General features: G+C 72.4%; 13 protein-coding genes. 5 read left to right on the forward strand and 8 right to left on the reverse strand.

The window, feature by feature from the left end; translation table 11 throughout:
• Nucleotides 1-55: 55 nt before the first annotated feature.
• The 6 genes from ACFYOY_RS06840 to ACFYOY_RS06865 all read right to left on the reverse strand — a co-directional run bounded on the left by ACFYOY_RS06840 (nucleotide 56) and on the right by ACFYOY_RS06865 (nucleotide 7,551).
• A complete protein-coding gene (locus tag ACFYOY_RS06840; protein ID WP_351883139.1) occupies nucleotides 56-898 on the reverse strand; it encodes a hypothetical protein in 843 nt (280 codons plus the stop codon).
• Nucleotides 891-1,490 carry a SigE family RNA polymerase sigma factor gene (locus tag ACFYOY_RS06845; RefSeq protein WP_388585265.1) on the reverse strand — a complete coding sequence of 200 codons (600 nt, stop codon included), beginning with the start codon at nucleotides 1,488-1,490 and terminating at the stop codon, nucleotides 891-893. Before ACFYOY_RS06845 ends, ACFYOY_RS06840 begins: the two co-directional genes overlap by 8 nt.
• 65 nt (nucleotides 1,491-1,555) lie before the next feature.
• A complete protein-coding gene (locus tag ACFYOY_RS06850) occupies nucleotides 1,556-3,094 on the reverse strand; it encodes a PrsW family intramembrane metalloprotease (protein ID WP_388585307.1) in 1,539 nt (512 codons plus the stop codon).
• Between the two features lie 396 nt (nucleotides 3,095-3,490).
• Entirely contained in the window at nucleotides 3,491-4,306 is an 816-nt protein-coding gene (gene trmB, locus ACFYOY_RS06855; protein ID WP_059147615.1) for a tRNA (guanosine(46)-N7)-methyltransferase TrmB, read from the reverse strand.
• Nucleotides 4,307-4,598: 292 nt separating this feature from the next.
• Complete coding sequence (gene lhgO, locus ACFYOY_RS06860; RefSeq protein ID WP_351883135.1) at nucleotides 4,599-5,813, reverse strand: L-2-hydroxyglutarate oxidase; 1,215 nt, start codon at nucleotides 5,811-5,813, stop codon at nucleotides 4,599-4,601.
• A 274-nt stretch (nucleotides 5,814-6,087) separates the two neighbouring features.
• Nucleotides 6,088-7,551 carry an MFS transporter gene (locus ACFYOY_RS06865; protein ID WP_351883133.1) on the reverse strand — a complete coding sequence of 488 codons (1,464 nt, stop codon included), beginning with the start codon at nucleotides 7,549-7,551 and terminating at the stop codon, nucleotides 6,088-6,090.
• A gap of 945 nt (nucleotides 7,552-8,496) precedes the next feature.
• Between ACFYOY_RS06865 and ACFYOY_RS06870 the strand changes: the two genes are divergently transcribed.
• Nucleotides 8,497-10,584, forward strand: coding sequence for an asparagine synthase-related protein (locus ACFYOY_RS06870; protein ID WP_351883131.1), 2,088 nt, complete (start codon nucleotides 8,497-8,499; stop codon nucleotides 10,582-10,584).
• Nucleotides 10,585-10,844: 260 nt separating this feature from the next.
• A complete protein-coding gene (locus ACFYOY_RS06875; RefSeq protein WP_388585309.1) occupies nucleotides 10,845-14,858 on the forward strand; it encodes a BTAD domain-containing putative transcriptional regulator in 4,014 nt (1,337 codons plus the stop codon).
• A 247-nt stretch (nucleotides 14,859-15,105) separates the two neighbouring features.
• Here ACFYOY_RS06875 and ACFYOY_RS06880 read toward each other — a convergent pair whose 3' ends face one another.
• On the reverse strand, nucleotides 15,106-15,831 hold the full coding sequence (locus ACFYOY_RS06880) for a helix-turn-helix domain-containing protein (protein WP_351883129.1): 726 nt from the start codon (nucleotides 15,829-15,831) through the stop codon (nucleotides 15,106-15,108).
• A 321-nt stretch (nucleotides 15,832-16,152) separates the two neighbouring features.
• On the opposite strand from ACFYOY_RS06880, the gene ACFYOY_RS06885 reads away from it, so the two are divergent.
• The gene (locus tag ACFYOY_RS06885; RefSeq protein WP_351883127.1) at nucleotides 16,153-17,508 is read left to right on the forward strand and encodes an NAD(P)/FAD-dependent oxidoreductase; all 1,356 of its coding nucleotides are present in this window, start codon (nucleotides 16,153-16,155) and stop codon (nucleotides 17,506-17,508) included.
• Between the two features lie 235 nt (nucleotides 17,509-17,743).
• On the forward strand, nucleotides 17,744-19,705 hold the full coding sequence (locus ACFYOY_RS06890) for a SpoIIE family protein phosphatase (protein ID WP_388585269.1): 1,962 nt from the start codon (nucleotides 17,744-17,746) through the stop codon (nucleotides 19,703-19,705).
• A 132-nt stretch (nucleotides 19,706-19,837) separates the two neighbouring features.
• Here the strand turns inward: ACFYOY_RS06890 and ACFYOY_RS06895 are convergent, their stop codons facing one another.
• Nucleotides 19,838-21,151 (reverse strand): MFS transporter, encoded by a 1,314-nt coding sequence (locus ACFYOY_RS06895; RefSeq protein ID WP_388585311.1) that lies wholly within the window; start codon nucleotides 21,149-21,151, stop codon nucleotides 19,838-19,840.
• A gap of 160 nt (nucleotides 21,152-21,311) precedes the next feature.
• Between ACFYOY_RS06895 and ACFYOY_RS06900 the strand changes: the two genes are divergently transcribed.
• The gene (locus ACFYOY_RS06900; protein ID WP_093470421.1) at nucleotides 21,312-21,863 is read left to right on the forward strand and encodes a MarR family winged helix-turn-helix transcriptional regulator; all 552 of its coding nucleotides are present in this window, start codon (nucleotides 21,312-21,314) and stop codon (nucleotides 21,861-21,863) included.
• Nucleotides 21,864-22,350: the final 487 nt, after the last annotated feature.

Raw genomic sequence — 22,350 nt, forward strand, 5'->3', positions numbered from 1 at the left:
AGCACAGAGGACCTCTTGCGGGAGTCGTGAGGGGCGGTGGGAGGGGAGGAGTGGGTCAGCAACGCCTCTTCGCCTCCTCGGGGTTGTCCCGGTACGGGCCGGGGGAGGCGGTGGCGGTGGGATCGAGGCGCCAGAGCGCGACCGATACGCAGTAGGCGGAGGGACCGTCGGTGTAGTCGCCGGACGGGCTGCCGATGCCCTCGGCCTGCAGCACCCCGACCCGGGTGCCCGAGCGCATCAGGACGACCTGGGCGTCGTGCGGTGCGCGGGGCGAGTGCCAGCCGTAGGTCATGGTGGTCGGCTGGTCGGCCGCGGCCTTGCCCGAAGAGAGCGTGTCCATCGTCTTGGGCCGGGCACAGCGGTCCTTCAGCGTCTCCTCGAGGGAGGTGAAGACCTTGGCGGCCTCGCCGTCGCTCGCATAGGCGTTGATGGTGTGGCGCGCCTGCTCCGCCGCGCGGCCCTGGTAGCCGCGGGTGCGTTGGACGAGGGGGCGCGGACCGTCGAGGCGGCAGCTGGGGGAGAGGTCGAGCAGCGGTGCCCGGCCATCGTCGGCGGAGCCGATGGTGGCGTCGACCGTCTTCCAGCGCATCATCGCGTCGAAGGGGAGCGCCGAGGGCCGAAGGAGGGCGCTCGAGGGGATCTGCGTCCCTGCGACGCGGTCCGTTCGCGGTGCGGGCGGGGCCGCCGGGAGCGTACGGGAGGAGTCGTCGCCCGGCAGCAGCCGCCAGGAGCCTGCGGTCACGGCTGCCACCGCGAGGACGGCCGCGGCGGTGATTGCCGTGCGCTGCAGTGCGCGGCGCCGACGGCCCCGCGCCCGCACGGCTTCCGGGCCCACCAGACGTATGGAGGGCTCGACGTCTCGGGCGATATCGCGCAGACGCTCGTCCAGATCAGCCATGGGAGGGCACCCCCTTCGGGTGGCAGGTGGGCGGATGGGGTGCCGGTGCCTTGGCGTCAGCGTTGGCGAAGGTGCCGGTGTCGGCATCGGCATCGGCATCGGCATCGGCGAGATGGGAGCCGAGGACCTTGCGGGCGCGGCTCAGCCGGGTGCGCACGGCGCCGGAGGAGACGCCCGTCTCCCGGGCCACCTGCTCGATGGGCAGATCGAGAAGGTGGTGCAGGACCACGGCCGTACGCTGCTCGGGCTTCAACCCGCGCAGGGCATGGATCAACGCCACCCGGTCCGGGGCGAGATCGGGCAGATCGGGGGGCGGGCCATGGCGGAAGTGAGCCCGCATGCGGTTACGGGCGCGGCGCCAGGAGCTGACGGCGAGGCGCAGGGCGACAGTGCGCACCCAGGGCGTGGGGTCGCCCTCCGCGGTCAGCCGGTCCCAGCGCTGCCACGCCCGGGCATACGCCTCCTGCACCGCGTCCTCGGCCTCGGCGAGATCGCCCGTCGCCGCATAGACCGCGGCCACGAGCCGCTTCGCCGTAGCCGTATAGAACTGGTCGAAATCGGATGATGTTGATGAAGATGATGGTTCTGGCATGAATCCCCCGCGCCCCCACGTGCTCCCCGCTTCTATGTAGGAACACGTCTGAAAGGGGCGGGAGGTTACAGACGACTTTCGGGACCGCCGGGTCCGTACGGCACGGGGGAGGTGTGGGGCGTCGTCGAGTTCGCGGGTGGCTGCGGGGTCCGCGGCGGCTGCGGGCCGTGCGGCGGAGGGGCGGCGCCCCACGGGGCGTAGGCGGGCTGGGCCCCGTACTGCGGCTGGGCCCCGTAACCGGACCCGTACCCGTACCCGTAACCGGACCCGGGCCCGCCGTAGCCGTAGCCGTAGCCGTAGCCCTGACCGGTTCCGTAGTCATACGCGTACCCGTCGCCGTACGGCCCCGCGGGCCAGAACGGTGCGGGCATCGTGCCCGGGGCCGGCCGGGGTGCCCGGCGGGGCCGGGGGAGCGGCACGGACAGCGCCGCGTGGGCCAGAGCGGGCTGGACGGTCTCCCGCCGCTCCCACAGACGGTCCAGCAGTTCCTTCTCGTGGGTGGTGAAGTCCGGGCCGGCCGTGCCGCGGTACGCCCGGCGGCGGAGGAAGGCGAGTGAGGTCGCGAATGCGGTGTACTCGCCGACCGTACGGGCCGCCGCCGCGCCATGGGTGCGGCGGGCGAGGTCGCGGGCGATACCGCGGGCGCGCATCGAGGACAGGACGAGGGGCTCGGGCGGGGTGAGCCAGCCGGCGGCCTGGTAGGCGGCGAGCTGCTCCCGTATGGTGCGCAGTTCCTTGCTGCGGGACCAGAGCGTCAGCCAGGTCAGCAGCCCGAACATCGGGACCATGAACAGGGCGTAGACGATGAGGAAGCCGTAGCCGCCGAGGGTCGCCGAACCGTTCCAGACGCCGTGCAGAACCATCGCGGTCAGCAGCATCGCGATCGGCATGAGGACGCGGCGGACGCGCTGGTGCCGCGCCGCCGCGGCGGCTATGCCGAAGCCCACCCCCGTCATCGCGGTGAAGAGGGGATGCGCGAAGGGGGACATCACCGCGCGGATGAAGAAGGTCGCGGCCGTGGTCGACCGGATGCCGGAGTAGCCGAGCGTCTGGTCGCTGACGAAGGCCGAGCCGAGATAGAGGATGTTCTCGGTGAAGGCGAAACCGGTGGCGGTGATTCCGGCGACGACGACCCCGTCGACCAGCCCGTTGAAGTCGCGGCGGCGGAAGAGGAAAAGCAGCAGGACGGCGGCAGCCTTGGCGCTCTCCTCCACGAACGGCGCGATGAAGGTGGCGCCCCAGGCGTCGGCGTCGGCCTGGCCGGTCGGGGACGAGGAGTCCAGGGTGGTCATGAGCCACTCGGTGGCGAAGCCGTTGGCGATCAGCGCGACCAGCGTCGCGGCGCATGCCCCCCAGGCGAAGGCGAACACAAGGTTTCGCCAGGGCTTGGGGTCGACGCGGTCCAGCCAACGGAAGACCGCGATGATCAGCGGAACGGGGAGCACGGCGAGGCCGAGCCCCACGAGGAAGCCCTTGGTGCCTGTCTGTTCGCGCACCAGCGCCAGGATGATCAGGCCGGAGAGCGAGAGCAGACCGGTGAGCGCGGTGGCCCGCAGCGCCTTGTTGTGCCAGACGCGGGCGAGACGGCCCTCCGGCCCCCACAGGCCCTGGCGGGGCGGATGCGGCCAGCCCGCCGGTGCGGTGCCGGTGCCGAACCACGGGTGCTGGTCACCGTAAGGAGCTCCGTAGGGCGTGCCGTGTGGTGCTGCGCCCTGCGGTGCGCCGTGCGTCGCCTCGTACGGGCCGCTGTGCGTCGCCTCGTACGGGCCGCCCTGCGGTGCCGCGTTCACGCCGCCCTGGGGTGCCTCGTACGGCGCTCCGTGCGGAGCCTCGTGCGGTGCGCCACGCGGAGCCTCGGGCAGCGTTCCGTATGGAGCCTCGTGCGGCGGCGTGACCGGTGGTTCGGGCGGCTCTTGCGGGGGCGGGGACTGATGCACTCAACCGACCCTAACGAAAGGGGGAAGGGGGACTCAGGGTTTATGCCCATCCCCTTGGGGTCGCTATGTGTCGTTGCGGCGGAAGATCAGGTCATGGACGAGGTGGCCCTTGTCCAGCCCCTGGCTCTCGAACTTGGTGAGCGGCCGGAAGTCCGGGCGCGGGGCATAGCCGCCGTCGGGCTGGGAGTTGTCGAAGGCGGGGCTCGCGGAAAGGACCTCCAGCATCTGCTCCGCGTACGGCACCCAGTCGGTCGCGCAGTGCAGCAGCGCACCGGGCTTCATCCGGGTGGCGGCGAGCTCGATGAACTCGGGCTGGATGAGGCGGCGCTTGTGGTGCCGCTTCTTGGGCCAGGGGTCGGGGAAGAAGACCCGCAGTCCGGAGAGCGAGGCGGGGGCCAGCATCTCGCGGAGCAAGATGATCGCGTCGCCGTTGGCGACCCGGATGGTGTCCAGGCCGTTCCGCTCCGCGAGCGCGAGCAGATTGCCTTGGCCGGGAGTGTGGACGTCGGCCGCGAGGATGCCCGTGCCGGGGTCGGCGGCGGCCATCTGCGCGGTGGCCTCACCCATGCCGAAGCCGATCTCCAGGACGACGGGAAGGCCCGGGCGCGGGCCTGCCTCTGTGGCGAACAACTCACCGAGGTCGATACGGCTCAGCCCGTCGATGTCCAGGCCCCACTGTGGCCACAGGCGGCGCAGAGCCTCGCCCTGGCCCGGGGTCACCCGGCCGCGGCGGGGGCGGAAGGAGCGGATGCGGCGCTCGTGGTGCGAGCCGGCCGGATCGGCCACGGGACCGCCGGGGAACATCGGCTCGCTGCGGTCACGGGGGGCGGGCAGAGCGCGCTCCACGTGGGAATCGGGGGCGGTGGGGTTCTCGGACACAGTGCTTCGATTCTACGGGCGGAGGTGGGGAGGACGGCGGGGCCGGTGCGGCAGGTGGGGCACTGGGGGCACCGGGGGCTGGTCCGGTGGCCGCCGCCCGGCGGGTCGGGGGCGGTGGGACGGATAGCCGGGCCCCTGGGCAGTCGGATCTATGGGCAGCCGGGCCCTGCGCGGTCAGATCGTGCGGCCTCGGTGGGGGGTGGCCTGAGGGCTGGGCCCGTGCCTCGCTGCGAGGGCTCGGCCCGTATCCCGGCGGCGGGGCCCGGTTCGTACCCCGCCCCCAGCCGCCCCCTCACCCCGCCCGCAGGGTCTCCAGCACTCGGCGGGCGACCTCCCGGCCGATCGGCAGTGAGGCCGTGGCCGCGGGCGACGGGGCGTTGAGCACATGGACGATCCGGGGCGACTGAGAGATCAGGAAGTCGTCCACCAGCGTGCCGTCCGGCAGCACCGCCTGGGCGCGCACGCCCGCCGGGGCCGCTATCAGGTCGTCGGCCGTCACATCGGGCAGCAGACGGCGCACGGCATCGGTGAAGGCGCGCTTGGACAGGGAGCGCCGCAGCTCACCCGCCCCGTACCGCCAGTGGCGGCGGGCGATCCGCCAGGAGCCCGGATACGCCAGCGTGCCGGCCAGCTCCTGCGGGCGCACCGTATGCCAGGCGTACCCCTCGCGGGCGAGGGCCGGCACCGCGTTGGGCCCGATGTGGACGCCGCCGTCGATGCCGCGGGTCAGATGGACGCCGAGGAACGGGAAGGCCGGGTCGGGTACCGGGTACACCAGGCCGTTCACCAGCGAGGCCCGGGAGGGCACCAGCTCGTAGTACTCACCGCGGAAGGGCACGATCCGCATGCCCGGGTCGTCGCCCGCCAGCCGGGCGACGCGGTCGCAGTGCAGCCCCGCGCAGTTGACCAGGGCCCGTGCGCGCAGCACCGTGCCGTCCGCCGTGCGCACCGCGACCGCGGAGGGGCGGCGGCCAATGGTGCGTACGTGCGCCCCGTACCGCACCGAGGCGCCCGCGTCCTGGGCGAGCCGGGCCAGCCGGGCCGCCACCGCGCCGAAGTCGCAGACGCCCGTGGTGCCGACATGGATGGCGGCGAGGCCGCGCACCCATGGTTCGTAATCCGCGATCTGGGCGGGGCCCAGCTCGCGCACCGGAATGCCGTTCTCCCTGCCGCGCTGGACGAGGCCGTGGAGCCTCGGCAGCTCGGAGCGCTCCGTGGCGACGATGAGCTTGCCGGTGACCTCGTGCGGAATGCCGTATTCGGCGCAGAACTTCACCATCTCCGCGGCTCCGCGCACCGCGAACCGCGCCTTGAGCGACCCCGGGCGGTAGTAGATACCGCTGTGGATCACGCCGCTGTTGCGCCCGGTCTGGTGGCGGGCCGGGCCCGCCTCCTTCTCGAGCACGGTCACGTGGGTGCCGGGCGCGGCGCGCGTGATCGCATACGCCGTCGACATGCCGACGATCCCGCCCCCGATCACCAGCACGTCGCAGTCCAACGCCGTCACGCCATGTCACCTCCCCACGCGCCACACCGTCCAGTCGCCCGACCGTCGATCCCTATCATGACCTGCACCACTGACAACGGCCCGAAACCCATGCCATGACTAGGGTCCGGGCTAGGTCCACCGGCCATATGGATCGATTCACACCGAGTCATGCATTCCGGGCGAAGATCACATGATCCGCGCATTCCGGGCAGCTCTCGCCTCACCACTCATCCCGGGCCGATCGCGCCCTTCATTCCGGGCCGGCCACGTCTCCTCCCACGCCGAGGGCCGCTCACGCCGGGGTCACCAGCAGCGGCCGGGCCTGCTCGCGCAGCTCGGCGACGCGCGGCTCGTCGCGGTACGCCTCGAGGCGGCGCATCAGGTCGCGGACGTACTCCGTGGTGCGCGCGGACGAGATCCGGTTGGCGACCTCCACGGCACGGGCGCCCGCCGCGCAGGCCGCGTCCAGATTGCCGGACTCCAGTTCGGCGACGGCGGACACCACGAGCCGCAGTCCGTGCGACCGTACGAACTCCTCCGTCGGCCGGGCCAGCGCCTGCTCGGTGAAGCGCCGCACCTGGCGCGGCAGCCGGAGATCGCGATAGCACTCGGCGGCGTCGGCCGCGAACCGCTCATGGCTGTAGAAGTCGAGCCAGGACGGATCGGGGTCGCCCGCCCGCGAGCGCTCCAGCCAGCCCTCGGAGGACTTCAGGGCCGCCCCGCAGGCGGGGCCGTCCCCGGATTTGGCCTGGGCGCGCGCCTCCACGAGCCGGAAGAAGCTCATGGTGCGGGCGGTGGCCAGGCCGCGGTTGCGCTCCAGGGCGGCCTGGGCCAGGTCCACGCCCTCATCGGCGAAGCCCCGGTAGGTGGCCTGCAGGCTCATCGACGCCAGCACATAGCCGCCCAGGGGGACGTCGGCAGCGGCGCGGGCGAGGCGCAGCGCCTGGATGTAGTAGCGCTGTGCGGCCTCCTGTTGGCCGGTGTCGAAGGCCATCCAACCGGCGAGCCGGGTCAGTTCGGCGGTGGCGCCGAAGAGGGAGCGGCCGACCTCGTCGCTGTACGAGCCGAGCAGCAGGGGCGCCGCGTCCACCCGGAGGCACTCGGGAACCATGGACGAACGCCAGTCGCCGCCGCCGTACTTGGAGTCCCAGCGGCGCGCGTCCTCGGCGGCCTCGCGCAGCTTGGTGACGTCACTGTGGCCGACGCGCTGAAGCGGTAAGGCGTCCGGCGCCGCCCCGCCCGTGGTGCTCGCGGCGGTGGTCCCGTCCTCGGCGTCCTTGGGTTCGCGGGCCACCGAGCTGTCGGCGGGAGATATGAGCCAGCGTGAGGCCGGGGTGGCGTACGCGCTTACTGAGAAAGATCCGGCCAGGCTCTGCCAGATGCCGACCCCGCCGCGCCGACCCGCGAGATCCAGCCGGTAGAGCTCCGTCGCGGAGCGGACGGCCTGGCCGATGTCGCGCGGGAAGGCGAGACCGACCTCGGGGGCCGGATCGGCATCGGCCAGGCCGATTTCGTGCAGGGGCACGGGGCGGCCGAGTTTGCTGCCGATCGCAGCCGCAATGAGGTGTGGCGCGGCCCCCTGGGGGACCATGCCCTTGGACACCCAGCGCGCGACGGACGTCTTGTCGTAGCGAAGTGTCAGGCCACGCTGGGCGCCGAGGTCGTTGACTCTGCGCGCGAGCCCGGCATTGCTGATCCCAGCGAGGGCGAGAACGGTGCCGAGCTTCTCGTTCGGCCCGCGTGGCTCCCTGGACATGCGCACCCCTCGACAGCACCGACGGCCGCCCCGGCATAAGCGCGGGGCATTCGTAAACCCAGCGTAGTTCGCCGCATCCCGACCGTTAAGAGGTGGTGTCCCGGATGGCGAGATTCTTGTACGAACGGGCGTGCGGGGCGTGACGTGTGCTCCCGGTGTGTGTGGCTGTGCGCCCGTGTGTGCGCTCTGTCTCAGTCGCGGCGGGGACGTTTCGATGGGTCCTGCGTGGGTCGGCCCGCTGTACTGGATCCAGTGGGCTGGGGGACGCCGCCGCCTCATTCCCCGCGGGTGGCGGAACGGTCCGGGAGGCGAATGCCGCCTCCCGGACTGTCGTGTCGGGGGGCGCGAGAGGCGGAAGTTGAGTACTGGCAGGGCGTCCGCAAGACCATCGAGAGCGCCACGGCAACTTGGCTGAATAACGCCCATCACGGCCGGGCTCCCGCGTCGGGCCGGGGAGGGGGAGGCCCGACGCGGGAAGCCCTCTTCCGCTCGGATCGCGCACGTATTCCGCCCAGAGCGGTGCGCCTCGTATCACATGCCGCGGATGCCCCGGTGCGCGGCGGACGCCGCGGCGGACGGTAAGTCCCTCGTCTGGTCTGCGGGTTGGCGGATTTTCCGTGCGCCCCTTCGTGCGCCCCTTGTGCGCCGCTCCGCATATGCGTCGATGCCCTTGCGCTCTTGCGCGCCCCAGTCGTGGCAGCATGGGCCACGGCGGAACGGTGGGTCGCTACCGGCGGTGGTTCCCTCGTGGGCTCCTTACGGATGCCTCCCTGGGAGGCATCACCTACTGGGATCAACTCTGCGATTTCTGCGGTCATCTGTGGTCACAGGACATCCAGGAGATCCATGTTGTTGTCCGGTTCGATGCCGAAACCGTCAACATGCTGTGCATGATGGCACCTACTTCTTGGTTGCCCTGGATGCCCACAGCCTGTGGAGGCGGCGATGCGGTGGTTGGTGGGGTGGAGCAGTACCGCATCCGGCCCGGTCCCCTCGGAAGGCCGTGCGATCCAGCCGGTCGGCGCCCAACTCCTGTGGTCCGACCCCGATCCGCTATGGGCGGTCGGCGACTGGCGGCCCGATGAGGTGCGCGTCGTCCAGACCGATCCCTTCACCCGCCTCGCCGTCTTCGGCTGCTGCGGCGCCACCGACGAGGAGCTGCGGGTGGGGCTGTTCGCCGCCCGCGGCGGCGCCCTGCGCCATCTGACCGCCTGGCCCGGCAGCTACACCGCCGTCGCCCAGGTCGGCCGCCGCATCACCATCGTCGGCGACCTCGCGGGCGCCCGGCCCGTCTTCCACACCGACTGGGCCGGCGGCACCGCCTACGCCACGGCCGCGCTCCCGCTCGCCGATCTCATCGAGGCACAGCTCGACGTCGGCCACCTCGGCGCGCTGCTCGCCTGCCCCGACTCCCCGGAGGCCATGGGCGACGGCACGCCCTATATGGGCGTCAGACGCGTGCCCCCGGGCCATGCGCTGATCCTGCGCGACGGCGCCCGCGACGTCACCGGCTACGAGCCCACCGCGTCCCTCGCCGTCGCCGCGCCCCCACTCGACCAGGGCACGGCCGTGGACGCGGTCCAGGACGCCCTCGTGGAGGCCGTACGGGCCCGGCTCACCGCCCCGCGCCACGCCCCCGAGACCGACGACCTCGACCCCGGTCCGGTGCCCGGCATGGGGCCCGCCGAGCGGCGGGCCGCCCGCGGCGCCCCGGCCCCCGGCATCGGCGCCGATCTGTCCGGAGGCAGCGCCTCCGCCACCCTCGCCCTGCTCGCCGCCGGGCTCCCCGGAATGCCCGGCACCCTCTTCGGGCACGGCACCGAGGCGGGCGAGCGGCTGCTGGCCGTCACCTTCAACGACCTCGCCACGGCGGGCGGCGCCCGCACCCGCGAGGCCGAACTCGAACGGGCCGGCGCCATCGCCGCCAATCCGCGGCTGCACCATGTGGTCGTCGCCGCGGGCGAGGAGGCCCTGCCGTACGCGGGCCTCGACACCGGCGCCCTTACCGATGAGCCCGGCCCCTCCCTCGTCATCGCCGAACGCCACCGGCGCCGGCTCGCCGCGGGCAGCGCGGACCACTTCATCGGGCACGGCGCCCGCCAGGTGCTCGACGCCCACCCCGCGCGCCTCGCCGACCTGCTGCTCGACCGGCGCAGACGCCATCTGCTGCGCCCCGCCACCGCGCTCGCGAAGGCCGACGGCCCCTCCGCACAGTCCTTCTTCGTGCCCTTCACGGTCTACCGGGCCGCACGACGGCTGGCCCGCACTTCCTACCGCGACGGCGTCCAGGAGGCCGCGGTGCGCCTCCTGGAGCGCCGCTTCACCGACGACCAGGCGGTACGCGACCCCGGCGCCGTATCCGCCTCCCTCGCCGCCCTGACGTGGTGCCGCCCGGGGCCCGCCGCCCGCTGGCTCACCGGGGAGACGCTCGCCGAGGTGTCCGTCCGGCTGGAGGAGGCGGCCATGCGCCCCGTGCTGGTGCGCCGCCCCGGGGAGCGTCGCGCCGACGCCGCCCTCGCCCGCTACGCCGCGGACCACCGCGTCTTCGAGCAGGCCGCCGAGATCCGCAGCCAGCGCCTGCACGCGCCCTTCCTCGACAACCAGGTCGTACGGGCCTGCCGCGCGCTCCCCGAAGCGCTTCGGGTGCAACCGGGGGCGCGCGCCGCGGTGCTGCGGACGGTCCTCGCCGGAGCGGGTATCCGGGAGCTTCCTCCCGGATGGGGAGCCACCTCCCATGCCGCCCACACCGCCGCCGTACGGACCGGCATGCGCACCTGGACGGGCGAGTTGATGACCCTCTTCGACGCGCCGCTGCTGGCGGACGCCGGTCTGATCGAGGCCCGCGTCGTCCGTAAGGCCCTGCGCGCCGCCGCACAGGGGGAGCGGCTGCCCCTGGACGGCCTGGCCGAACTCGTCTCCACCGAAGTCTGGCTGCGGCGCCTGCTGGCCCGACGGGGCACCTGCTGGACGGGTACGGCGGCGCCACGGCAGCGGGCCGTGGCGGGCGGAGTGGTGCCGCGCCCGAGCCTGTGACGGCTTCCGCGCCGAGGCGGCACGAGGCCGCCTGGTGACGCCTCGCCCCCGGATGCCCCGCGGGGCATGGCCCCTGGCCCTCAGGGAGCCGGTGCCCGCCGCGGACCCGCCGCGCACGAAGCCGGCGTCCTTACGGCGGACGACGGCGGACGAGTCCTTACGGCGGACGACGGCGGACGAGTCCTTGTGGCGGACGAGACGAAGGGGCCGCGCCGCCCGACCTCCCCAGCGGCAACCGGCAACCTAGGAGAATGGCCCCTGTGCGGTATCTGATCCTCGGCACCACCGAAGCGCGCGACGACCACGGCGACCCGCTCCCCCTCGGCGGCCCCCGGATCCGCGCGCTGCTCGCCGCGCTCGCCGTACGGGCCGCACGCTCCGCCCCGGTCTCCGTCGACGTCCTGATCGACGAGGTGTGGGCCGACGACCCTCCCCATGACGCGCCCGCCGCGCTCCAGGCGCTCGTCGGCCGGCTGCGCCGGACCATCGGCAGGGACGCAGTCATCTCCTCACCCGGCGGCTACCGCCTCGCGACCGCCACCCCCCAGGACGACGTCGACCTGCTGCGCTTCGAGCGGCTGACAAACGAGGGCATCCGCGCCCTGGACGCCGACGACCCCGAGACGGCCGCCGTCACCCTCCGTAACGCGCTCGCCCTGTGGCGCGGCCTGGCCCTCGCCGACCTGCCGGACCGGGACGCGCCCGCCGCCCGCCCCGAGGCGCTCCGGCTGACCGCGCTGCACCGCCGGATCGACGCCGACCTCGCGCTCGACCGCCCTACGGACGTCATACCGGAGCTGCGCCAGCTCGTCGCGGACCATCCATTCGACGAAACGTTCCACGCCCAGCTGATCCGCGCGCTGCGGGCGGCCGGTCACTCCGCCGATGCCCTCGCCGCGTACGAGGACGTCCGCCGGATCCTCGCCGACCGCCTCGGCACCGACCCGGGAGCGGAGTTGAAGGAGCTCCACAGACGGCTGCTGACGACGAACGCCGAGCCGGCCCCCGAGGATCCGGACGCCGCGCGCGGCGGCGCGCCCACCGCGGAGGCCGTGGCGCCGAGGGCCGACGGCCATGGGGGGAGCGGTGGGGGCGGGACCCGGGCCGACAGCGGGACTGGGTGGGCTATCGACGGCCGGGGCGACAGCCCGGCCAGGGGCGCGTTCGACGCCCCGGCTGGGAACGGAGGAACCGGCGGCGGGGCCCGAAGCCGGGGCGACGACGGCCGGGAGGCGGGCTCGGGCACCGCCGTGCCGCCTCTGCCGCACAGCAACCTCAGGGCCCGCCTCAACAGCTTCGTCGGTCGGCAGGACGAGATCGGCGACATCCTCCGGGACCTGGACGGCGCCCGGCTGGTCACCCTCACCGGCCCCGGCGGCTCCGGCAAGACCCGGCTCTCCGAGGAGGCCGCGGCGACCGTGACGGCCAGCTATCCGGACGGCGTCTGGGTGGCTGAACTCGCCCCGCTCGACCAGCCCTCCGCCGTCCCCGGCGCCGTCCTGAGCGCGGTCGGCCGTCGCGCGACCATGCTGCTCGCCTCGGGGCTCGAAAGCCGCACCACGGGCCCGGACGGCGGGAATCCGACCAGTCGGCTCGTCGAGTACTGCGCCGACCGCCGGCTGCTGCTCCTGCTCGACAACTGCGAGCACGTCATCGACACCGCGGCCCGGCTCACCGAGACCCTGCTCGCGCACTGCCCGGGTGTGACCGTGCTCGCCACCAGCCGGGAGCCGCTGGGGGTGCCCGGCGAGACCATCAGACCGGTGGAGCCGCTCGCGCCCGCCCCCGCCCACCAGTTGTTCGCCGAGCGCGCCGCCACCGTAAGGCCCGGCTTCGACCCGGAGGCGGACCCGGAGACGGCGGCCGCGGTCGCGGAGATCTGCCGCCGCCTGGACGGTCTGCCGCTGGCGATCGAGCTGGCCGCGGCGCGGCTGAGGCTGCTGACCCCACGCCAGATCGCGGCCCGGCTGGACGACCGTTTTCGCCTGCTGACCAGCGGCAGCAGAACCGCGTTGCCCCGCCAGCAGACCCTGCGGGCCGTCGTCGAGTGGTCCTGGGACCTCCTCGACGAGCGCGAGCGCACCGTGCTGCGCCGTGCGTCGGTCTTCGCGGGCGGGTGGACTCTGTCCGCGGCCGAGGCGGTGTGCGCGGACGCCCCGCCCGGTGAGAACGCCCTTACGGTCGACACGGACGAGGATGGCGTCTTCGACGATGGCGTCTTCGAGAATGCCGTCGACACCCGTGGCGCCCTTACGGACGCGAAGGCGAGCACGCCGGAGCCGGGCGAACCGGTCGCGTACGACGAGACGCGCTCCCCCCTGCGCTCTCATGCGCGCCCCCACGCCAGGATCGGGCCCGCCGAGGTGCTGGAGCTGCTCGGGGCGCTGGTCGACAAGTCGCTTCTGATCGTCGACCATCCGCCCCACGGTGCGGCGGCGGAGTCCTCCGGGCCGCCCGGCGGGGAGCCCCGCTACCGGATGCTGGAGACGATCCACGAGTACGTCGGCAAGCGCGCCACCGAGGATCCGGCGGCCCGCGCCGACCACAAGGCCGCCGTGGCCCGTCACACCGCCCACTTCAGGGACTTCATCTGTACCGCCGAACCCCGCCTGCGCTCCGCCGAACAACTGCCCTGGCTCCACCTCGTCGAGACCGACCTCGACAACATCCGGGCAGCGCTGCACCGCTCCTTGACCATCGCGGACGAGGACACCGTCTTCGCGCTCATCCGTGCCTTGGCCTGGTTCTGGTGGCTGCGCAACTACCGGGACGAGGGGGCCGCCTGGGTCGGCCGTGCCCTGGCTCTCCAGGCCCGCCCCCACGGCACGGGAGCCGCGGCGGACCGGATACCGGGTGGCAACCATCCCCTTGACCAGTTCCGGCACATCCCGGCCCGGGTTCCGGACGGCGGGGACGGTGTCGACGAGGAAGCCACCCGTTACTGGCAGCGCATGGACCTGCGACTGATGCTCCTCGTCCTGCTCGCGGAGCAGGGCACCGGCCCGGATATGAGCGACCCCGGGATCCGGGACATCGCCATACGCATGCGCGACGCCTACGCGGGCCACCCAGGGCCCCGTAGGGCGTCCTTCCCCAGTCTGCTGTGGCCGTTCACGGCCTTCGTCATCGAGGGCTTCGCCGGTGGGATGCTGCCGCTCATGGACCAGACCGTGGCCGGCTGCCGCACGCACGGCGACGACTGGGCGCTCGGCATCACGCTGATGTACCGCACCCACCTCACCATCGACATGCCGGGCGGCATCGAGACCGTCGACGACGACCTGGCCGAACTGCTCGACCTGACCGCCCGCGTCGGCGATCGCTGGCTGCTCGCCCAGGTGGAGGGCGCGCGCGGCGAGATCGCCACCCACCACGGCCGGTTCGCGGAGGCGAAGGCCGCCTACGAGAAGGCACTGCGGCTCGCGCATGAGCTCGGCGCCCACACCGAGGTGCCGTTCCTCTACACCCGCCTCGCCGATCTCGCCCTCCACGAGAGGGACATGGAGGCCACGCTGAAGCTGGTGACGCTGTCCGAGGAGGCGGCGGAGCGCTGCGGTACCCAGGACGTGCGGGCCTTCAACCAGATCGTGCGCAGCGAGGCCGAGCTGTTCCGTGGTGATCTTGCGCGGGCCAGGACGCATTGCGACGCCGCGTGGCATCGAGCGGGGCGCGGCACGCCGCCGCCGCAGTTCTGGGTCGTGGCCAGCGGCCTGGACGGCCGTATCACCGGCCTGGAGGGCGATCTGGTCGGTGGACTGCGCAAGCTGCGGAACACTCTGCACGAGGGCTTCGCGGCGAACTCCATGGAGCTGCTGCTGGCCCATCAGGCGGAGTCGGCGGCGGAGCTCCTGGCGCGATGCGGACAAGAGCGGCTCGCCGGTCGGCTGCTCGGCGCCGCCGACGGCTGGCGCGGTCGGCTGCCGCGCTCACCACTGGTGGCCGGGGACGTCGGCGCGACCGTCGCCCGCGCGAGCCAGACGCTGGGCCAGGACGCGGTGGAGAAGCTGCGCGCCGAGAACACGACCCTGACCCCCGAGCAGGCCATCTGCCTGCTCGACGAGGTGCTGACATCTCTCGACGCCACGGCCGCCACCGACGCCTTCGAAGCCACCGCGGCCCAGGCCGAGGCCGTCGAGCGGGCCGCAACCGACGACCAAGCCAACCCCGACACCCAAGCCAACCCCGACACCCAAGCCAACCCCGACACCCAAGCCAACCCCGACACCCAAGCCGAGCCCGCCGACCGGGGAGCCGCACCGCCGCCCGCCCGCTGACGCGGGCGCACGCACGCGCAACGCCCCGGCCCACAGCCGCGTGTCGTCACTCGTACGGAGGAGGCGAGACGCCCCCGACCGCCCCGGCGCACGAACCGCGAGTACCTGCGGGCCCCGCCCGCCGGGCCGACGTATCCCCGACCCCCTCGCGGGCGGCCCCGCGGCAAGCACCCACGCCCGGCACGGCTCATCGGACGTCGCCGATGTCACCTTGCCGGGCGTGGATATCGCTCCAGGGCCGACGGCATCACCCCACGGGGCGCGACCGCAACCCGTCCAGCAGGATGTCCAGCAGCCGGGCCGACGCCGCCGCCTGCTGCGCAGCGTCCGGCAGCGAGGGCGCGGCCGTGGCGATCACCAGCAGTACGTCGGCGACCGCCACATCCGGGCGCAGCTCGCCCGCTGCCCGTGCCCGCTCCACCAGTTGCCCGACGACCTCCAGCAGCGCCGCGGCGCCAGCGTCGTCCGGCTCGTCCTCAGGCGCGGTCGGCCGCTCGACCAGCCGGAGCTCCGGCTGACCCGGTGCGGCTAACGCCGCCTGCCGCTGCTGCGGCAGCCGGATCTCGCCCTCCACATCGACCCCGACCCGCAGCACCTGCGGCGGCAGCAGCCGGCCCGCGCCGGACGCCACCGAGGTGCGCAGGAACCGGGCCAGCGCGGACCACGGCTCGTTCTCCTGACCCAGCGCCGCTCGCGCCTGATCGGTCAGCCTTGCCGTCTCCTCCTCGGCTATGCGGCGCACCAGCACGTCCTTGCTGGGGAAGCGCCGATAGACGGTGCCCACCCCGACCCGCGCCCGGCGCGCCACGTCTTCCATCGGAGCCCCGTATCCCAGCTCACCGAAGACTTCGCGCGCCGCCCGCAGGACGTGCTCCAGATTGCGCTGCGCGTCCACGCGCAACGGTGTGTTCCGTCCGCCGTTTCCGTCTGACGATGCGACGGCTGCGGACCATGACGAACCCTGAAGGTGCATAAGTGATCCCCCGGTAATGACGTCTCCCCCCGGAGACTCCCCGCCCAGACTGTCGAGGCAGTCACAACCCCGACGAAGTACGAACATAGTTGAGCCCAGGTCAAGAAAGAAGAGGGTAGCTCGGGACAGAACGTCCCCCGATCAGAGCAGAGGACCGCCTTTTTCTGACTCGCCCCCCGACCGTCACTGACCATCGAGGGGCTGACCTGCGGACATTTCGTACGTGTAACCGATTCCGCGCCGCGGGGCGAGTCAAGCCGTCCGGTCACACAATTCGTCGGGGCTGTGGACAAACCGCGGTCGCGCGTGCCTCATGGGAGGGTGAAGGAACCCGCGCGCATTCTCGTTGTCGGTGGTGGCTACGTCGGGATGTACGCCGCGCTGCGCCTCCAGCGAAAGCTGAAGCGAGAGCTGAGGCAAGGCGGCGTGCAGGTCATCGTGGTCGACCCAGAGCCGTATATGACCTATCAGCCTTTCCTGCCCGAGGCGGCGGCCGGATCGATCTCACCGCGCCATGTCGTCGTCCCGTTGCGGCGGGTCCTGCCCGACTGCACGGTCGTCATCGGCGAGGCCACCGCGATCCACCATGGCAAACGCACCGCGACCGTGAGAACCCTCGCCACGGAGGAAGAGCGCACCGGCACGGTCGATATCCACTACGACGAGCTGGTGCTGGCCCCCGGCTCCGTGTCCCGCGCCCTCCCGGTCCCCGGCCTCGCCGAGTTCGGCATCGGCTTCAAGACCGTCGAGGAGGCCATCGGCCTGCGCAACCATGTCCTGGGACAGCTGGACATCGCTTCCTCGACCCGGGACCCCGAGGTCCGCGACGCGGCGCTGACCTTCGTCTTCGTCGGCGGCGGTTACGCGGGCGTCGAGGCTCTCGGCGAGTTGGAGGACATGGCGCGGTACGCCGTCCGCTACTACCACAACATCGCCCCCGAGGATCTGAAGTGGATCCTCGTCGAGGCCACCAACCGGATCCTCCCGGAGGTCGGCGAGGAGATGGGCAAGTACGCCGTCCGGGAGTTGCGCGGCCGCAATATCGACGTCCGGCTGGAGACCCGCCTGGACTCCTGCGCCGACCGGATCGCCGCACTGAGTGACGGCTCGCGCTTCCCCACCCGCACGCTCGTGTGGACCGCGGGCGTCAAACCGCACCCGATCCTCGCCTCCACCGATCTGCCGCTGAACGAGCGCGGCCGGCTCAAATGCACCGCGGCGCTCCAGGTGGAGGGCGTGGAGCATGCCTGGTCGGCGGGGGACGCCGCGTCGGTCCCCGACCTGACGGCCGACCGGCCCGGTGCGGAGTGCGCCCCCAACGCACAGCACGCCGTCCGCCAGTCCAAGGTCCTCGCGGAGAACGTGGCAGCCTCGCTCGCCGGCCGGCCGCTCACCGACTACGCGCACAAGTACGCGGGCTCCGTGGCCTCCCTGGGGCTCCACAAAGGCGTGGCCCATGTCTACGGGCGCAAGTTGAAGGGCTATCCTGCCTGGTTCATGCACCGTGCCTACCACCTCAGCCGGGTGCCGACGTTCAACCGTAAGGCGCGCGTGCTGGCCGAGTGGATCCTGTCGGGGCTGTTCAAACGGGAGATCGTCTCGCTGGGCTCGCTGGAGAACCCGCGCGCCGAGTTCAAACTCGCCGCGGACACCGGTCGCCATCCCGAGTCCAGTTGAGCCGATCGGGGCGGAGCCGGGAACTCCCCTCCCACGATCGGCGTCTCACGGATGTCAGTCCGGTCGGCCACACTGGTCGTGTGACCATGGGTGGGCTCGTATCTGCAAAGAGTGACAATCGCGAGGATTCGGAAGTTTGCTGCATTCCCCTGGGGGCCGTCCCCCGTACCCGCACCCATCTCCCCGATCCCGCGTCGGCGCGCAGCTCAGCCACCACCCCACGAGGTAATCCGCAGTGAACTTCACGCGCTGGAGCGCCCGGCTCCCCCGAACCCAGCGACGCAACGCCGCCCGGGCAGACCGCGGTGCGCGGCGGCCGAAGCCCGCGGCCACCGCGGGCGGTGGCTCCGTCCCGGCGGCCCGGGGCGAGCGCGCCGACCCCTCGGGACGCGGTGAGCCTCCCGCTGCCGCCCCATCGGACGCCGCGCCGCCCGATGCCGTCCCGACCCTCGACGGGCTGTCCGTCCATGACCTCCTCGGCCAGGTGCCGGCCCTGGTCGCGGTGGTCTACGGCCCCGAGCACCGCATCGCCTACCTCAACGACACCTATGTCGAGCTCTTCGGCTCCCGTCCCCCCGGCACGCCCGCCCGCCATGCCCTGCCCGAGCTGACGGAGCTGGGGCTGCTGCCGCTCATGGACCAGGTCCTGCGCAGCGGCAAGCCCCGTACGGTCAAGTCCCGGCGCGTGCCCGCGGGCGGCCCGGCGACCACGCCCGGGCCCCGACACGAGGGCGCGGCCCCCGGCCCCGGCCGATCGCGCCACGGCTACTACACCTTCACCTGCTCCCCGATCGAGATGGCCGCGCCCAGGGTCGTCGCCCCCGCGCAACCGATGGACGAGCGGGCGGGGGAGGGGGCCGTGGACGGATCTCCGGTGGACGGATCGCCGTTGGACGGACCGATCCGGGAAGCCGCCCTCCGTAAGGGCGTCATGCCGGAAGCGGTCGCCACTGAGGCCGTCGCCACCGCCACCGGCACCGGCACCGGCACGGTCACCGAGCCGGTCCGCGGCGTGCTCGTCTTCGGCGCCGACGTCACCGACCAGGTCGAATCCGCGGAGCGGCTGCGCGCCGGCGAGCGGCTCCAGCGCGAGGCCGCCGTCACCCTCCAGCGCAGCCTTCTTCCCCAGGAGCTGGAGCAGCCCGACGATCTGCGGGTCGCCGCCACCTATCAGCCCGGTGGCACGGACGCGGCGGTGGGCGGCGACTGGTACGACGTCATCACCCTGGGCGCCGGCCGCACCGCCCTCGTCATCGGCGACGTCATGGGCCGCGGTGTGCGGGCCGCCGCCGTCATGGGTCAGCTGCGCACCGCCGTCCGTGCCTACGCCCGGCTCGACCTCCCGCCGCACGAGGTCCTGCAGCTCCTCGACGGCCTGGCCGCCGAGATCGACCCCCACCAGATCGCCACCTGCGTCTACGCCGTCCACGACCCCAACGAGAACCGCCTCGTCTACGCCTCCGCGGGCCATCTGCCGATCCTGGTCCGCGACCCGGACGGCACCGTGCGCCGCGCCTCCGAGCCCACCGGACCTCCGCTCGGCACCGGCGGCTGGCTGCACACCACCGGGTCGGTCCCGCTCGGCCCCGGGGCCAGTGCTGTCCTCTACACCGACGGCCTGGTGGAGCGGCGGGACAAGGACATCTATGACGGTGTGGCCGCGCTCGAGCGGGTCTTCGCGGGCGCGACCGGCTCGCCCCAGGTGATGTGCGACCGCCTCATCAGGGCCCTGGGCATCACCGCGGAGCACGACGACGATGTGGCGGTGCTGGTCCTTCAGCACCCCGCCCGTACGGGGCATGACGCCGAGCTCTTCCACAACGCGGCGCTGGAGCTCCTCGGCGGGGTGGAGGCCGCACCGCGTGCCCGGGCCTTCGCCTCCGGGGTCCTCGCCAGCTGGCGCTTCCCCATGGAGCTGCGCGATCTGGGCGTGCTCGCCGCCAGCGAGCTCGTCGCCAACTCCCTCCAGCACGGCACACCGCCCATGCGGCTGCGGCTGCGCCGCACCGACCGCCGCCTGATCATCGAGGTGACGGACGGCGATGAGCATCTGCCGCGCCGCCGCCGGGCCGAACCGGTGGACGAGGCCGGACGCGGCATCTCGATCGTCGCGACCATCGCCTCGTCCTGGGGCTCACGCCGCACACCGGGCGGCGGCAAAGCGGTGTGGTGCGAATTCGCCCTGCCTGCGGGCTAGCTCCACGGAGGGTCCCGGCGGCACTGGCCCGACGAGGACAAGGCAGACCCCGAACCAAAAACATCGCCCTGGCACGGCGGAGCCGACTGGCTCCTTCGCCGTACCAGGGCGATGGCGGAATGGCCGGGCGGCTCAGGCCGCGGTGGTCACCTCGTCCGACGCGGCCGCCCGCGGCGCGGGCACCGCTGCACCGGCGACCGCCCGCAGCGGATTGTCCTGCTCGGCCGTAAGCCACTTGCCGAGCCCCAGCGCGAGCGCGGTGATGCCGAGCGAGCAGACGATCAGCGTCACGATGTACGTCCCATACAGCCCGGCACCGGCCATCAGCCCGCCGACCGCCGGGCCCACCGCCAGGGCAAGCTGCTTGACCAGCGCAAACGCCGAGTTGTACTGACCGAGTGCCGACGACGGTGCCAGATCGGCGACCAGCGGCGCGACGGTCGGCGACAGCATCGCCTCGCCGATCCCGAACAGCGCATACGCCGAGACGATCGCGGTGATGCCGACGGCCTGGCTCCCGGGCACCAGCCCGGCGGCCCCGGCGACGCACCACGCCACCGTCCAGACCAGCCCGACCAGCGCGATCACCCGGCTGCGCCGTCGCCGCTCGACCAGCTTGAGCACGACGAACTGCGCGAGCACGATCGCCGCCGTGTTCGCGGCGAGGGCGACGCCCAGCATCGACGGCGATATGCGGGCGACGTTCACCGCGAACGCCGACAGCCCGGATTCGAACTGGCCGTAGCAGGCGAAGAACATCACGAAGCCCAGCACACACAGCTGCACCATGGCCCGGTCGCCGAGCAGCGAACGCCAGCCACCGCCGGCGCCACCGAGATGCTCATCGGCAGTGGGCACCGGGTCGTCGAACACCGGTGTCTTCGCCAGCCTTACGGTCGCGACCGCGGCGCCGAGCACCAGGAACATCACCGCGTCGATCGCGAAGAGCCGCACAAAGCTCGAGGCTGCGGAGGTGTCCACCAGCAGCCCGCCGAGGAGCCCGCCGACGCCGAGGCCCAGATTGCCGAGGAAGAACTGGGTGGCGAAGGCCCGCGACCGGGTGACCGGCGTCGAGCACCAGACGATCAGCGTGGCCAGCGCCGGCTGTATGGCCGCGATGCCCGCGCCCAGCACTCCGGCCGCGGCGATGACCAGCGGCTCGCTCGCCGCCAGCCCGAGCCCCATCGATCCGACAGCGGCGGCGACCGCGCCCGCGACGGCAACGGACAACGGCCCTCGCCGGTCGATCACCCGACCGATGAAGGGCAGCACGGCAAGCGCGGCGACGGCGAACGTCGCGAGCACCACGCCCGCGGTGTTCGAACCGAGATCCCGCACCTGCGCCACATAGACGAAGAGGAACGGGACCGTGAAGCCGTTGCCGAACGCGCTCAGCGCGTTGCCCAGCTGGATACGGCGCAGCGCTGCGCCCATCGCGGTGGTCACACTCACCTACCTAGGTCGAGAAGGGTCAAGGGAGAACGGGCCTGACCTGCGAGCCAGCCCGGAGGATCTATGTCTGAAGACTTCGAACCTAAACTTCGATACTTAAGAGTACAGACCGAAGGACTTCAGCGCCAATGACTTTCGTGTCATGCTGTTCACCATGGCGGAGACCCCCGACGCGGACGACCTGCTGAGCCTCGAGGAGCAGATCGCGGCCTATCAGCGCGAGTTCCAGGACCTGGACCCCCAGGTGGAGCAAGTCGTCAGCGCGCTCAGCCGGCTCACCCGGCGCATGCACGTCGCATACGGCCGCCAGTCGGCCAGGCTGGGGATCAGTAACTCCGAATGGGAGGTCCTCAAGGCGCTCGTCCTTTCGGGGGCTCCCTACCGCCTGGGCCCGGGGGACCTGGCCAAGCGGCTGGGCCTCACCCCCGCCGCCATGACCCACCGCATCGACCGCATGGTCAACGAAGGTCTGGTCACCCGTGAGCGTGATGCCGACAACCGGGTCCGCGTCATCGTCGAGCTGACCCCCGACGGCCGGGAGAAGTGGCTCGAGGCGATGCGCCAGGCCACGGTCTTCGAGGCGGACCTTCTCCAGGACCTCTCCAGCGAGGAGCGTGGAGCCCTCGGTGCGATGCTCACCCGCGTGCTGCGCCGGGTGGAGGAGGCCCAGCCCGATGCCGAGGGGCGCCTGAGCAACCTCGACTGAGGCATTCGGCCTAGGCCGTGTTGACACGGGTCAGGGCGATCCGTAATGTACTCCGAGCTGCCACGGAGCCGTAACGGTTCCCTGGTCAGCACTTGAGCCGCACCGGCGGCAAACCACTTCTGCACGGCCCCTCATCGGGATGGATTTCGGCATGCCGGAATTCGGATCGGGAAGCTCGATTATGAGCATCCGGGGGAATCCGCTAAAGTAGTGATCACGCCGGAAGGCGCGAAAGACCCCGCTCCAGCAGGGGGCCGGAAACGGAATTCGGACCGGAAACGGAACGGAAAACGGATCTGGTAAGGTTGGAAACACCGAAGGGAAGCGCCCGGAGAAACCGGTGAAACGGTTTCAAAGGAAGCGTCCGTTCCTTGAGAACTCAACAGCGTGCCAAAAGTCAACGCCAGATATGTTGATACCCCGTCCATCTCGGACGAGGTTCCTTTGGAAAAATACACAGCGAGGACGCTGTGAGCGGACTGGATTA

The sequence above is a fragment of the Streptomyces sp. NPDC007875 genome (assembly GCF_042868035.1).
GTDB lineage: Bacteria > Actinomycetota > Actinomycetes > Streptomycetales > Streptomycetaceae > Streptomyces > Streptomyces antimycoticus.